Genomic DNA, 13,350 nt, shown 5'->3' on the forward strand with positions numbered 1-13,350 from the left:
ATGGCTTATCAATCTCAAGATATTATCCGTCGTTCCGCGACTAACGGTTTCACCCCTGCGCCGCGTGCGCGGGAGCATCAGGAAGAGGTGGCGAAGCTTATCGACGTCACCACCTGCATAGGCTGTAAAGCCTGTCAGGTCGCCTGTTCTGAGTGGAACGACATCCGTGATGAAATCGGCAGCAACGTCGGGGTGTATGATAACCCGGCGGATTTAACCGCCAAATCCTGGACGGTAATGCGTTTCTCGGAAGTGGAGCAGAACGACAAACTGGAATGGCTCATCCGTAAGGATGGCTGTATGCACTGCGCCGATCCGGGCTGCCTGAAGGCGTGTCCGGCGGAAGGGGCAATCATTCAGTACGCCAACGGGATTGTCGACTTCCAGTCTGAGCAGTGCATCGGCTGCGGCTACTGCATTGCGGGCTGTCCGTTTAACGTGCCGCGCCTCAACCCGGAAGACAACCGCGTCTACAAATGTACGCTGTGCGTTGACCGCGTGGTGGTAGGCCAGGAACCCGCCTGCGTGAAGACCTGCCCAACCGGCGCTATCCACTTTGGATCTAAAGAGGATATGAAAACGCTGGCGGCTGAACGCGTGGGCGAGCTGAAAACCCGTGGTTACGACAACGCGGGCCTGTACGATCCGGCTGGCGTGGGGGGGACGCACGTGATGTACGTGCTGCATCACGCCGACAAGCCGAATCTGTATCACGGCCTGCCGGAGAACCCGGAAATCAGCGCCACCGTGAAGTTCTGGAAGGGTATCTGGAAACCGCTGGCAGCGGTTGGCTTTGCTGCCACTTTCGCAGCGAGCATCTTCCACTACGTCGGTGTCGGTCCGAACCGTGCGGATGAGGAAGAGGACAATCTGCATGAAGAGAAAGACGAGGTGCGCAAATGAAAAGACGTGACACCATCGTGCGCTACACCGCGCCGGAACGCATCAACCACTGGGTCACCGCCTTCTGCTTCGTGCTGGCGGCGGTGAGCGGGCTGGGCTTTTTCTTCCCGTCCTTCAACTGGCTGATGCAGATCATGGGTACTCCGCAACTGGCGAGAATTCTTCACCCGTTCGTGGGCGTTATCATGTTCGCCTCGTTCATCATCATGTTCTTCCGTTACTGGCATCACAACCTGATCAACCGTGACGATATCTTTTGGGCGAAGAACATTCGTAAGATCGTCGTCAACGAGGAAGTGGGCGACACCGGGCGGTATAATTTCGGCCAGAAATGCGTGTTCTGGGCGGCGATTATCTTCCTGCTTCTGCTGCTGGTGAGCGGTGTGATCATCTGGCGTCCGTACTTTGCGCCAGCGTTCTCCATCCCGGTGATCCGCTTCGCGTTAATGCTGCATTCATTTGCCGCCGTGGCGCTGATTGTGGTTATCATGGTGCATATTTACGCCGCGCTGTGGGTAAAAGGCACGATTACTGCGATGGTCGAAGGCTGGGTTACCCGCTCGTGGGCGAAGAAACATCATCCACGCTGGTACCGCGAAGTCCGCGAAAAGCAGGATAAGAGCCAACCGTAAGCGGTCGTGCTTTGTGGATCTTAAAATGGCGTCGTATATCGGCGCCATTTTTTTAGCGGATGCGGTGAATTTTTGACAACTTTTTGACAACTTTATACAGGTATCAGACCAAACGGGATGCAGACCGCATGAGAATGGAAGCGATTCTTTTGACAAGGAGACGTATCGTGAATCTGAAACACCTCTTCGCTGCCCTGACGTTAGGTTTGCTGGCGACAACAGCGGGCGCACAGCAGACTGCTCCGAAAGTGGCCATAAAATCTGAACTGGCCTCCCCTGTTGTACTGGAAAATACGCAGGACAAAAACTACCTCAAAGTGTCCCTGACAGGGTTTCCGCTAAATGCCACCAAACGTAGCCCGATTAATCTTGCGCTGGTAATCGACCGTTCGGGCTCGATGAGTGGCGATCGTATTGAGCAAGCCACAGAAGCCGCGGTGATGGCGGTGAATACCTTAAGCGCCCAGGATATGCTCTCCGTGGTGATTTACGATGACGTCGTGGATGTCATTGTGCCAGCGGCTAAGCTCGGCAATAAAGAAAAGCTCATTCATCAGATCCGTGAACGGCTGACCGCCCGTGGCGGCACCGCGCTGTTTGCTGGCGTCAGTCGCGGTATTAAAGAAACCAGTAAATATCTCGATAAAGCCCATGTTAACCGCATTATTTTGCTCTCTGACGGTCAGGCAAACGTCGGCCCGTCTTCAACCAGCGAGCTGGCGGAACTGGGCAAAATCGCGGCCCGCAAAGGCATTGCCATCACAACGATGGGTATCGGCAACGGCTACAACGAGGATTTAATGGCCGCAATTGCGCAATACAGCGATGGCAACCACGTTTTTGTGCAGAACACGGCCGATCTGGAAAAGGCGTTTGCCCATGAGTTTGGTGATGTGATGTCCGTTGTCGCCCAGGATGTGGTGGTGGAAATCAAAGTGGCCGATAGCGTGAAACCATTACGTCTGCTGGGACGCGAAGGCAATATCCGCGATAACACGGTCACCGTAAAACTGAATCAGCTTTACGCCAACCAGGAGAAATATGTCATGCTGGAGGTGCTTCCGGCGAAAGGCAGCGCGGCACAGAGCAAACCACTGGCTGATGTGAATGTGCGCTATGACAACCTCGCCACCCGCCAGAAAGATCGCTGGGATGAAAAAATGACCATTACATACACCGCGTTAGCCAGCGAGGTAGAAAAAGCGCAGGTGGAAGATGTGGTCGTTGATTCGGCAATTCAAAAATCGGCCATCCAGAACGAGCAGGCTTTAAAGCTCATCGACGAAGGCAAAATGGATGAAGCGAAAGCGGTGCTGATGGGCAGCGTTGACGCGCTAAGCTCTCTGCCGCTCAGCGCACCGGCGCCAAGAATGAAAGCGCAGGAAAGCGCGGAAGAGAACCGTCAGCTGCTGCAAAAGCTGGAAACTGAAAGTAAAGAAGCGTCTCGTAAATCACTGAAAGAACAAAACTATAAAACCCAAAATCAGAGTTCGAAAGCGAACTAATCCACAAGGAGCGCTGGATGCCCAAAGGCAAGCTGATTTATCTCATCGTCACGCTGATGTTTTTTCTTCTGCTTGCTTATTTGGGTATTCGCACTCTGGAGCATGAAGTCCTGTTGCGTCAGTACCAGACGCAGACGCAGGCCAAAGCCCAGACCACCCGTGTTGCTGCCGGAATCGAAAGCCTCCTGCAACAAAAGGCCTCACGCCTGCATACTATCAGCGATTTTATCGAACCAGATGATGCCGCCGCGCTCAGCACCCTTAAAGAGAATGACAGCGATATTGCCGCCGTGTTTACCCTGCGTAAAAACCAGCTTCTCTATCCCGATGAGCGCCAGCCGCTGAGTAATGAGGATAAAGAGTGGGCACAGCAGCTGTCTTCGCTGGTTAACGATCCCAGCCAGCTTATCAGCCATATCGCCCACGGTGAGCAGGAAACGCCGCAGGCCGGATGGTTTATGACCCATGAAACGCAGGAGCCGCTGCTGATTTACTGGCAGCAAAAAGGCCACACTATCATCGGATTTCGCCTTTCATATGTGCAACTGATGATGGATATTGCGAATAACATTCAGGTAAATCCGCAAGAGCAGCAGATCGTTCGGGTCACTGAAAATGGTCGTCAGCTTTATCAGAACGCACAGGCAGACCTGAATCAGCTAACGCTGCTGGATTCGCGTACGCTGGATTATCCGCTGACCACGTGGCAAATCTACGTTTATGGTGTGACGTCATCTCTCTGGCACGTCTGGCTATGGGGGAGTCTGTTAATTGTTCTGTTGCTCTCGGCTGTTGCCCTGTTGAGCTATTCACTGTGGCGGGAATACACCCGCACCGCGCGACAGGCGCGCCAGCAGGTGGATTTTGTCAGCCAGGTTTCACACGAGCTGAAAACCCCGCTGACCAATATCACGCTTTATGCTGAACTGCTGCGCGAAGGACTGGATGATGAACAGACGCAAGAACAGCGCTACCTGGACGTCATCACTCAGGAAGGGCAACGGTTAACCCGGCTTATCCAGAACATCCTGACCTTTACGCGAGCGCCTAAGCTGCATCTCCGGCAGGTGGATATTTCCTGCCTTATTACGGAGATTGCCCACATCTTTACCCCTGCCCTACAGGCCAGGGGAATGAAAATTCATATTACCTGTCCTGAAAAGCTCACCTTGCAGACCGATCGCGACGTCATCACGCAAATTATCAGCAACTTTATGAGTAATGCGGAAAAATATGCCATGCCAGGTCAGCAGGTTGATATCCAGGTAACAACCACGCCGGAACATATTAAGATCGCCGTTCGTGATTATGGTCCAGGCATCGCGGAGAAAGAGATGAAGATGATTTTCCGACCGTTTTATCGGGTTAAGTCGTCCATCACCGAAGGGGTTTCGGGAACCGGGATTGGGCTGACTATCGCCTCTCAGCTGGCGCAGCGCCTGCAGGGAGAAATTCTCGTTACGGCGGAAAATCCCGGCGTACGCTTTACCCTGATACTGCCTCAAGGATGAGAATATGAAAATTTTGATTGCGGAAGATGATGCCAATATTCGCCAGGGCCTGGTTGATGCGCTGTCGCGTGAAGGTTATACCCTGATTGCCGCCGCCGATGGTCGGGCCGCGTTGACTCTCTATCATCGCGAAATGCCAGACTTCGTTCTGCTGGACATTATGATGCCCGAAATGGATGGCTACAGCGTTTGCCGTGAGATTCGTCGACACAATGAGCATATCCCCATAGTGTTTCTCTCCGCGAAGGATGAGGAAATTGACCGCGTTGTCGGGCTGGAACTGGGTGCGGATGACTACATCAGCAAACCTTTTGGTATCCACGAGCTACGGGCCAGGATAAAGACCATAGCCCGCCGCTGCTTAAGCCATAATGCCCCGCAAAGCAGGCTCAGCTTTCCCTTCGGGGATTTAACGGTTTTTCCCAACGAGTTATGCGCATGGCGCGGCGAGCAGAAGCTGGAACTTTCTCTGCGGGAGGTGCAAATCCTGAGCTGCCTGGAGCACCATAAAAATCAGGTAGTTACCAGAGACATGTTGTTTGACGCCGCATGGGGCTACGATTATGTCCCCAACAGCCGCACGCTGGATCAACACATTTCCCGGTTACGCAAAGTGATAGAACAGGACGCCAATCATCCTCAGCTAATCCGAACGGTGCATGGTCTGGGGTATCGATATCAGGTATCGTAACGCACACATTGCGATGTCATGGGTATATCCCGTAGCTCGATTGCGGTTATCATTAATGACATTCACCTGAGCGGGTGCGTGATGCCCGCCAAATCATAGAGCGGACGCAACCGTACCCGAATCTGCTGAAACCTGGAAATGACTAAATGAGCATTCGTATCATCCCGCAAGATGAGCTGGAAAAGAGCGAGAAGCGCGCGACGGATATGATCCCGCCGTTATTATTCCCCCGGCTCAAAAATTTATATAACCGTCGCGCCGAGCGTCTGCGCGAACTGGCCGAGAAAAACCCGCTGGGTGATTATCTGCGCTTTGCTGCGCTGATCGCCCATGCTCAGGAAGTGGTGCTGTACGACCATCCGTTACAGATGGATTTGACTGCGCGTATCAAAGAAGCGAACGAGCAGGGAAAACCACCGCTGGATATCCACGTACTGCCGCGTGATAAGCACTGGCAGACGCTACTGCATTCGCTGATTGCTGAACTGAAACCTGAAATGAGCGGTCCGGCGCTGGCGGTGATCGAGAATCTGGAAAAAGCATCCGGGCAGGAACTGGAGCTGATGGCGGGCGCGCTGTTTGAGTCCGATTTCGCGTCGGTCAGCAGCGATAAAGCGCCGTTCATCTGGGCTGCACTGTCGCTCTACTGGGCACAAATGGCCAGCCTGATCCCGGGCAAAGCCCGCGCAGAATATGGCGAACAGCGTCAGTTCTGCCCGGTGTGTGGGTCTATGCCTGTTTCCAGCATGGTACAAATTGGCACCACCCAGGGTCTGCGTTATCTTCACTGCAACCTGTGCGAAACCGAGTGGCATGTTGTGCGCGTGAAATGCAGTAACTGCGAACAGAGCCGCGATCTGCACTACTGGTCGCTGGATAACGAGCAGGCGGCAATCAAAGCCGAAAGCTGCGGCGACTGCGGCACATACCTGAAGATTCTCTACCAGGAAAAAGATCCCAAAGTGGAAGCCGTCGCCGACGACCTCGCCTCACTGGTACTGGACGCGCGTATGGAACAAGAGGGCTTTGCCCGCAGCTCCATTAACCCTTTCCTGTTCCCTGGCGAAGGGGAGTAACGGCAGATATCAGAGGGTGATGACAAAACCTGAAATGCCTGATGGCGCGCCACTTTAAGACCTGGGTGAATTGCATAATATACTGAAAATATTGTGTTCCCCAGGACGGATAAGTGCTTGCAACGCCATCCGGCAACGCTAACTGCGTGTATATAATACCAACCATAGCGGCTTAGACTTCAGTCTCTGACAGCATAAGTTTCTTGCATTTCTTGTCCCCACAGCTGGATTTTCGTTAAGTGCGTCTTGACCGCACTCCATTCCTGCTCACTGGCAAGCTGTTTCTGGGGATCGCCATACTCGACAAAACCTTTCCCTTCGACTTTCTCTTGTAGTAAGGACGTCGCTTGCGGTTGCGTAACAGACAGTCCTTGCAGCAGGGTTGTCACGCTTCTCATTTTATTTATGCCAACAGCGCTCTGATATGTATCACAAGAAAGAAGATGATTTATATGCTTATTCAAACCACTTAAATTATGAGCAATCTCTTCAGGAGAACCTAACATGTTCAACATTTCCTGTTTCAGCTTATCGGCTTCTGACTTCTGCGCCAACGCTAATGAATCCGGAGAAACAGTAACAGGCGTTGAGATTTCAGCTTTTTTCTGCTTGTTATTAGCATCGTGATAAAGCTGTATGATTGATTCTTTTTTTAAGTCAAGTTTTACTTGCATTGTTAAATAGTGATTAAGTTTTTCCGCTTTATAGTTATTTTCACAATTACGGATTGTTTTCAGCTTACTTGCTATATGACTCTCAACTTTTTGAATATCATAGCTATCTTTCAACGCCAGCTTCACCATTGAATCGGTATTGTGAAATATATGCGCTTTGCTCCAGGTAACGATTCCCATCATGCATCCTCGCTTTAATGTAATGAACTTATACCCGTCATACTTCACGTTGCAGTATGACGGGTATATCTGCACACATTATCCTGAACCCACTACGGATAATTCTATAAAGCGACCTTTAGAAGCAGGATGTCGGGTATACAAGGATTACGGGGTATTTATAATCCGTATACTGCATCTGCTCATGGACCCAATGCTGCACTTAAGATAAAGCCCTACTCCTCCTCGTTTCCACCCTCTACATATGGACCAAAAGGTTTCGCGGGCAGGACAATATAAATGCCTTCAAAAATGGCGCCGGGGGTGTCGTCACCCAGGAGTTCCACCTGCAACTGGACGCGTGCTTTTTTACCCCGCGCCAGACGGTCTAAATCTCCGCTTAGCGACCCCAGATCGGCAACAGCGCCTGGCTTGCCGCTGATGGGGCTGCTGTAGCGGATATGGGCATCCGCAAGAATAATCGTGCCGCCCAGATGGCGCTCGCGCAGCATCAGCCAGATAAGCCCCCAGCCGGTCAGCGTCGCCAGGGAAAACAGGCTACCGGCAAACAGCGTATGGTGCGGATTCTGATTACCCGTTTCCGGCATAGTGGTAATAAATTTTTGTCCGGTGTACTGCTGAATGCGCACACCCATTTTTTCACTTAACGGGATGTGCTCGTACCAGGCCTGCTGAAGCTGCCCGCACCAGTCACCGCGATGCAAAATATCATCCAGCGTGGCAACAGGTTTGATCATCAGAAAATGGCGCACTGGCGTAGTTTGCGGGGTCGTAATTTCACCTTGATTCACAAAACCAAGCTTAGAAAAGAATTCCACCGCATCTTCACGCGCGCTACAGGTGACGCGCTTCACCCCTTCCTGGCGTGCGACGGACTCCAGGGTCATCGCCATGAGCGTCCCCAGCCCCTTTTCTTGCACGGCGGGATCAACCGCCATAAAACGGATTGAGGCCTCGTTATCGGCATTGATATATAACCGTCCGACGGCGACCAGATTTCCTTCCTCGTCCACAACCATCTGGTGATGCGCCATCGCATCCCAGGCATCGCGTTCAGAACCTTTTGGCTGATGCAGCGGTTTACGCAGCATCTCCCAGCGAAATTGGTAATAACGTTCTAATTCTTCTTCTGTTTGCGGAACCCGAAGGTGATACATAGCTGTACTCTCTCTTGTTACCCGCGGCCATACAGGGAGCTGGCTCATACCTGTAACCAGAACGTCACGGGACCGTCATTCACCAGCGCAACCTGCATATCAGCAGCGAAGCGGCCGGTTTGCGTGTTCATTTCCTGCTGGCGACAGCGCTCAACAAAGTACTCATATAACGCTTCTGCGCGATCCGGCGCAGCGCCTTTGGAAAAACCGGGACGCATACCGCGTTCCGTATCGGCGGCCAGGGTGAACTGCGACACCACCAGCACACTCCCGCCAGCTTGCTGCACATTCAGATTCATCTTGCCTTCAGCATCGCTGAAAATTCGATAACCCAGCACACGCTCACACAGGCGGTTCGCTTTCTGTTCGTCATCATCCTTTTCGACACCCAATAACACTAAAAGTCCGGGGCCAATCTCGCCCGTCACCTCGCCCTCCACGGTAACGCTGGCACGGGTTACGCGCTGAATTAATGCAATCATGGTTACTCTGCTTCTTCTTGTTCTGCGGCTTGTTTAAGTTTGCGGTATTCCTCGAGAGTGACAGTTATTTCCGCGCCAAGCAAGACGATACACCACGTCCAGTACACCCAGACAAACAAAATCGGGATGACGGCCAGCACGCCATAAATGAGCTGATATGAGGGGAACATGGTGATATAAAGCGCGAAACCTTTCTTTCCTGCTTCGAACAACACGGCAGCGACAAACGCACCAACAATCGCATCACGATTCTGCACCCGCGTGGTCGGAACAATGCTGTAGAGCAGCCAGAACGACAACCATGAAAGAATCAGAGGAAAGATACGCAGGACATTATCGATCACCGTATTGAGATCGCTGGCCCAGCGCAGAGAAAGCAGATAAGAGCTGATCGCGAGGCTGGCGCCAGCCAGTAGCGGACCAAGCGTTAAAATCATCCAGTAGACGGCAAAAGAGTAAACTTTTGGCCGCGTTCGTTTGCTCCGCCAGATGGCGTTTAACGCATTATCAATAGAATACATCAGCAAAAGTGCCGTCACGATCAGCCCGCAGGCACCCACCGCCGTCATTTTGTTAGAGTTGGCGACGAACTGCTCGATATAACGCTGAATCACGTCTCCCGTCGCGGGGATAAAATTCGCGAAAATAAAATGGCGCAGCTGAACGCTGACGTCTGAAAACATGGGAAACGCGGCGAAAAGAGCAAACACAACGGCAATAAGCGGCACTAATGAGAGCAAAGAGACATAGGCAAGATTCCCTGCCAGCGTCGTCATATTGTCCTCATCAATGCGCCGCCATAATAGCTTCAGCCAGGACCATACCGGACGCGTGTGGTGCCTGACCTTTTGATAAACGGTTTTTAGCATAACAACTTCGCGAAGTAGTCAGGGATGGTGGATTTCCCCGTCACCAGAATACTGGTTATCCCCAGCTGGTTGGCCCCTTCTATATTATCGGCATTGTCATCGAAAAAGACCGTATCGGCCGCAGAAAAACCTTCCGCCTGCAGGACATGCTGATAAATACGCGCCTCTGGCTTACGCATCATCAACTCCTGGGAGAGGTAAATATGATCGGCGGCCTGGCGAATCTCCGGATATTCATCCGGCCAGAACGTGGTGTGCAAACGGTTAGTATTCGACAGCACAACGACGCGATGTCCCTGCTCACGCAATTTATGCATAATGTCGATCACATCAGGACGCAGCGCGACAAAAACGGCCTGCCAGCCGTGAGAGAATTGTTCATAACTCAGCGGCAGTTCCATGTCATGGCAAATCGCTTGTGCGAATGCCTCATCCGTTATTTCTCCCCGCTCATGTTGATGAAAAGCTTCACCCATCGTAAAGCTTTGCTTGAGCGAAGCCAGCGGGACACGGCTCAGATCACTCCATGTGCCTAACACGCGGTTGAAGTCGATATCGACAATCACATTACCTAAATCAAAGATATAGAGCATGTTCTTCTCCTTGCTAGCCGTGGATGAATAACTGTAGCGGGAAAGAAGAACTTTGACTATGTGTCGGACAACGAAAAGATTAACTTAAGTTCGTGGAAAAAAATGGCGATGCCCTGCATCGCCATTTATCTCACAACGCACACTCAGAAGCTGTATTTCACACCCAGCACCGCAGAGGTATCGCTGTAGCTGTTATCACCAACCTGTTGGGCTACGTTGCCCCATACCTGCAGACGTGGATTAATTTGCCCTTCAACGCCCACTTTCACCTCGCCAATATTTTTGGTGCCGCTAATCTCATCACGGACAGCGCCCATCTGAACGGCCTGATTGTTGGTGTTATGGATCCAGTTCACTTCCACAAAGGGCTGGAACTCACGATCTTTCCCCGCATCAATGACATGATGCCCCTTCATATACGCACGTACGCCGAGCCGGGTCATCAGGTTACCGTTCGTTTTGTCCTTCACCTGAGTGCCATTGCTTTCACGGTGCGAATCAGCCTGCACATCCATCCAGATCGCCTGGGCTTTTGGCTGGATCCAATAGCGGGTACGTTCGCTTTCGCCTAACAGGAAGGTATAACCTCCTTCAACAGAGGCGGTGATACCGTCGGATTTGTATTTTTCACTGGCAAGACGATCGCCGTTCACCGTGTTATCGAACCAGTTATACAGTATCCAGCTATCCAGATAAGTCCCGGTTTTATCCGCTTCGTTAGCATACCAGGTGGCATACAAACCAACGCTATAGCCGTTCACATGACCGCGGGAAGCGTAGCCATTGCGCGTGTTATGCGTTTTGCTTTTCTGGTTGGCGTAACCCGCCATCGCCCCCAGATGCCAGCGTTCAAGACCATCACGACTCCATTGCGCCAGGTCGCCCCCCATTTGTAGCACATAGCGATTAGCCTGAGTTTTCAGCTGGTTACTACCATCGGTAAAGCGAGTGTGCCCACCCACGTTACGCATCCACATGCTGGTCACTTTTTGCTCACCGGTCAACATGTCGGTGTACTGCGTTTCCCCCAGACGATCGTGCAGACGGGTGATAAACAACGTATTGGCGGCGTAGTTGTTCGCCAGATAGCTACCGAATTCCGGACGGTACTGATGCTCACCAGGCCCGGGGGCTGGCGGATCAACCGGATCGACCGGGTCTGGTTCTGGCTCAGGTTGCGGCTCAGGTTGCGGCTCTGGTTCCGGTTCTGGCTCTGGCTCAGGTTCCGGGTCGACAGGAGACAATTGACTGGTGAGGTACCAATTACTGGCTTTTTTCACCACGTCATAATCGTAGCCACCGGCCACAATACGACCGAATTTAGTAAAGATACCGTCAGAGCTGCCTTCAACCTCGACAATTTCAATGCCATCAACCGTGAGTTCACCCATACCGCCGATATTGTTAATACCCACATGGGTATTACCGGAAGTATCACCTTTGACAATAAGTTTATCCGTTAAGGAATCATTACCTTCAAGCACTGTATTCATTATCAGTAAAGCATCAGTACCAATATAGTCACCCATCACCGTCAGGGTTTTAAAGGTATTTGGATCGTCACGAGACACACCATCTGCGATATAGCGTAATGTGGACTGATTCAACGTCAGGTTAGAAAGAACTGAAGTTCCCGTCATCGTCCATTCGCTGTTTTGGCCTTTAATATTCAGATCCAGCGTACCATGATAGTTGGCGTTACTATTTTGTTGTGACGAATCCGTTTTACCCACAAAACGGCTCCCCTCTTCCATCCGCAAATCCATGGTACCGCCGTAATAAGCGCGTAGATTTCCTTCAATATCGTATACGCCAGAGCCAGCGCTATCAGTCGCATAATCCCATGAGCGAACCAACGCCTGCGAACCATAGGCGTAAATGGCATAAGCGCCGCTATCGGTCACCTGAATTTTACTGTCACCGCCAAGATTCGCCGTTGCAGAATCCGTCGTTGAATACGCATAAACACCATGCGCAGTCGCCCCCGTGGTTTTTAAATCCACGTTATTAAGGTTTATTAACCCCTTACGAGCCACGTATATCGCATGGGCATTACGTCCCGACGTCGTGACTGATGCGGTACCGTTAACCGTAATACTTGCATCGCCTTTTGCGGTTCCTGTAAATTGCGCAGGATCTCTGCCGGCATAAATGCCATATCCCGTATTGGCACCACCAGGACCACGGGTAACGATATCAGCATCACCATGAATAATTATTGCTGACTTAGCGTTATCTTTATTCGCTGACGCGTTAGCACGAAGCCCCATTCCGTTATCAGCATCCACTGTTACATTGCCAGTAACTTCAACGATTGAATAATCAGCCTGTAATTCACGACCAATATTTATTCCATCAGCACTACTTCCTGCCGCGGTAATATAGATATTATCGGCAACCAGCTTGCCGCCGGCATTTTTAGAGTGGATACCATCTGCCGCGCTGCCTGTGGTGTTGATGACCAGGTTTTTAAATTTATATCCAGTGCTGTCGATATAAACACCCCAACCCGTTAACCCCGCGGTGGTACCATCAAAGGTGGTATCGATACGCACTTCATCAAATCCACGATAATCCCGGCCATCTCCGCCGAGTGGGTTACCGTAATGATAGATAGTGGTGTTGTCACAAAACAGTTGTACCGTTGTGGTATAGCTACACCCTGCAATGGCTTGTCCGCTTAACCCACCCAGCGCCAGCGCACTGGTAATGCAAAGCGCAAGCTTTGCCGGGACAAACGGTTTTTGAATGGAATGACAGATTTTCATGAGAGCCACCTTTTCCATAAGGTTTTTCAGGTAAAGAACAGCAAAGTGTCGTTTAAATAAAAAACGGAAGACAAATAAGCCCGTGATTCTTTAAAAATAAAGAATCAGTCAAATTAAAATGGGGTAGACATTGCCTTTTATTGATTAGATACAGAGAATAATTCAACATGTCAATAAATAGCCAGTGAAGAGAAAATGACAAATTTAAATTTTACATGGCGATATTTGTATTATTCCGACAGGCTAATCGCAGAAAATATCTCTTATATACTCTAAATAATTCGAGTTGCGGGACAAAACGGCGCAGTC

The 13,350-nt window shown here is 51.2% G+C and carries 12 protein-coding genes; 6 read left to right on the top strand and 6 right to left on the bottom strand.

Translation table 11 applies throughout. The annotated features are described in order from the left end of the window. The 6 genes from fdxH (at position 1) to fdhE (ending at position 6,318) form a co-directional block, all read left to right on the top strand. On the top strand, positions 1 to 903 hold the full coding sequence (gene fdxH, locus C3432_RS25195) for a formate dehydrogenase subunit beta (protein WP_103780057.1): 903 nt from the start codon (positions 1 to 3) through the stop codon (positions 901 to 903). After that, positions 900 to 1,535, top strand: a complete 636-nt coding sequence (gene fdoI / locus C3432_RS25200) for a formate dehydrogenase cytochrome b556 subunit (RefSeq protein WP_103780059.1) — start codon at positions 900 to 902, stop codon at positions 1,533 to 1,535. The genes fdxH and fdoI overlap by 4 nt, the downstream gene beginning before the upstream one ends. A 167-nt stretch (positions 1,536 to 1,702) precedes the next feature. Next, on the top strand, positions 1,703 to 3,040 hold the full coding sequence (locus C3432_RS25205; RefSeq protein ID WP_103780061.1) for a vWA domain-containing protein: 1,338 nt from the start codon (positions 1,703 to 1,705) through the stop codon (positions 3,038 to 3,040). Positions 3,041 to 3,057: 17 nt separating this feature from the next. Then, positions 3,058 to 4,551: a sensor histidine kinase gene (locus C3432_RS25210; RefSeq protein ID WP_103780063.1), complete on the top strand. Its 1,494-nt coding sequence runs from the start codon at positions 3,058 to 3,060 to the stop codon at positions 4,549 to 4,551. Positions 4,552 to 4,555: 4 nt separating this feature from the next. Continuing rightward, positions 4,556 to 5,242 carry a response regulator transcription factor gene (locus tag C3432_RS25215; RefSeq protein WP_103780065.1) on the top strand — a complete coding sequence of 229 codons (687 nt, stop codon included), beginning with the start codon at positions 4,556 to 4,558 and terminating at the stop codon, positions 5,240 to 5,242. Between the two features lie 146 nt (positions 5,243 to 5,388). Further along, the gene (gene fdhE / locus C3432_RS25220) at positions 5,389 to 6,318 is read left to right on the top strand and encodes a formate dehydrogenase accessory protein FdhE (RefSeq protein WP_103780067.1); all 930 of its coding nucleotides are present in this window, start codon (positions 5,389 to 5,391) and stop codon (positions 6,316 to 6,318) included. Positions 6,319 to 6,497: 179 nt separating this feature from the next. Here fdhE and C3432_RS25225 read toward each other — a convergent pair whose 3' ends face one another. The 6 genes from C3432_RS25225 to C3432_RS25250 form a co-directional block, all read right to left on the bottom strand. After that, positions 6,498 to 7,175 (bottom strand): hypothetical protein, encoded by a 678-nt coding sequence (locus tag C3432_RS25225; protein WP_146050970.1) that lies wholly within the window; start codon positions 7,173 to 7,175, stop codon positions 6,498 to 6,500. A 212-nt stretch (positions 7,176 to 7,387) separates the two neighbouring features. After that, positions 7,388 to 8,329: a fatty acid biosynthesis protein FabY gene (gene fabY / locus C3432_RS25230; RefSeq protein WP_181012977.1), complete on the bottom strand. Its 942-nt coding sequence runs from the start codon at positions 8,327 to 8,329 to the stop codon at positions 7,388 to 7,390. Between the two features lie 44 nt (positions 8,330 to 8,373). After that, on the bottom strand, positions 8,374 to 8,811 hold the full coding sequence (gene dtd, locus C3432_RS25235) for a D-aminoacyl-tRNA deacylase (RefSeq protein WP_103780073.1): 438 nt from the start codon (positions 8,809 to 8,811) through the stop codon (positions 8,374 to 8,376). Positions 8,812 to 8,813: 2 nt separating this feature from the next. Further along, the gene (locus C3432_RS25240) at positions 8,814 to 9,680 is read right to left on the bottom strand and encodes a virulence factor BrkB family protein (protein WP_103780075.1); all 867 of its coding nucleotides are present in this window, start codon (positions 9,678 to 9,680) and stop codon (positions 8,814 to 8,816) included. Beyond that, positions 9,674 to 10,273: a glucose-1-phosphatase gene (yihX, locus tag C3432_RS25245; RefSeq protein ID WP_103780077.1), complete on the bottom strand. Its 600-nt coding sequence runs from the start codon at positions 10,271 to 10,273 to the stop codon at positions 9,674 to 9,676. The genes C3432_RS25240 and yihX overlap by 7 nt, the downstream gene beginning before the upstream one ends. A 143-nt stretch (positions 10,274 to 10,416) precedes the next feature. After that, on the bottom strand, positions 10,417 to 13,041 hold the full coding sequence (locus C3432_RS25250) for an autotransporter outer membrane beta-barrel domain-containing protein (protein WP_103780149.1): 2,625 nt from the start codon (positions 13,039 to 13,041) through the stop codon (positions 10,417 to 10,419). Between the last annotated feature and the right edge of the window lie 309 nt (positions 13,042 to 13,350).

The organism is Citrobacter amalonaticus (assembly GCF_002918555.1).
Lineage (GTDB): Bacteria > Pseudomonadota > Gammaproteobacteria > Enterobacterales > Enterobacteriaceae > Citrobacter_C > Citrobacter_C amalonaticus_A.

Bases quoted from the DNA above. Each gene is read 5' to 3' on its own strand.
- fdxH (WP_103780057.1), top strand. From the start codon at position 1: ATGGCTTATCAATCTCAAGATATTATCCGTCGTTCCGCGACTAACGGT.
- fdoI (WP_103780059.1), top strand. From the start codon at position 900: ATGAAAAGACGTGACACCATCGTGCGCTACACCGCGCCGGAACGCATC.
- C3432_RS25210 (WP_103780063.1), top strand. From the start codon at position 3,058: ATGCCCAAAGGCAAGCTGATTTATCTCATCGTCACGCTGATGTTTTTT.
- C3432_RS25215 (WP_103780065.1), top strand. From the start codon at position 4,556: ATGAAAATTTTGATTGCGGAAGATGATGCCAATATTCGCCAGGGCCTG.
- fdhE (WP_103780067.1), top strand. From the start codon at position 5,389: ATGAGCATTCGTATCATCCCGCAAGATGAGCTGGAAAAGAGCGAGAAG.
- C3432_RS25225 (WP_146050970.1), bottom strand. From the start codon at position 7,175: ATGATGGGAATCGTTACCTGGAGCAAAGCGCATATATTTCACAATACC.
- fabY (WP_181012977.1), bottom strand. From the start codon at position 8,329: ATGTATCACCTTCGGGTTCCGCAAACAGAAGAAGAATTAGAACGTTAT.
- dtd (WP_103780073.1), bottom strand. From the start codon at position 8,811: ATGATTGCATTAATTCAGCGCGTAACCCGTGCCAGCGTTACCGTGGAG.
- C3432_RS25240 (WP_103780075.1), bottom strand. From the start codon at position 9,680: ATGCTAAAAACCGTTTATCAAAAGGTCAGGCACCACACGCGTCCGGTA.
- yihX (WP_103780077.1), bottom strand. From the start codon at position 10,273: ATGCTCTATATCTTTGATTTAGGTAATGTGATTGTCGATATCGACTTC.
- C3432_RS25250 (WP_103780149.1), bottom strand. From the start codon at position 13,041: ATGAAAATCTGTCATTCCATTCAAAAACCGTTTGTCCCGGCAAAGCTT.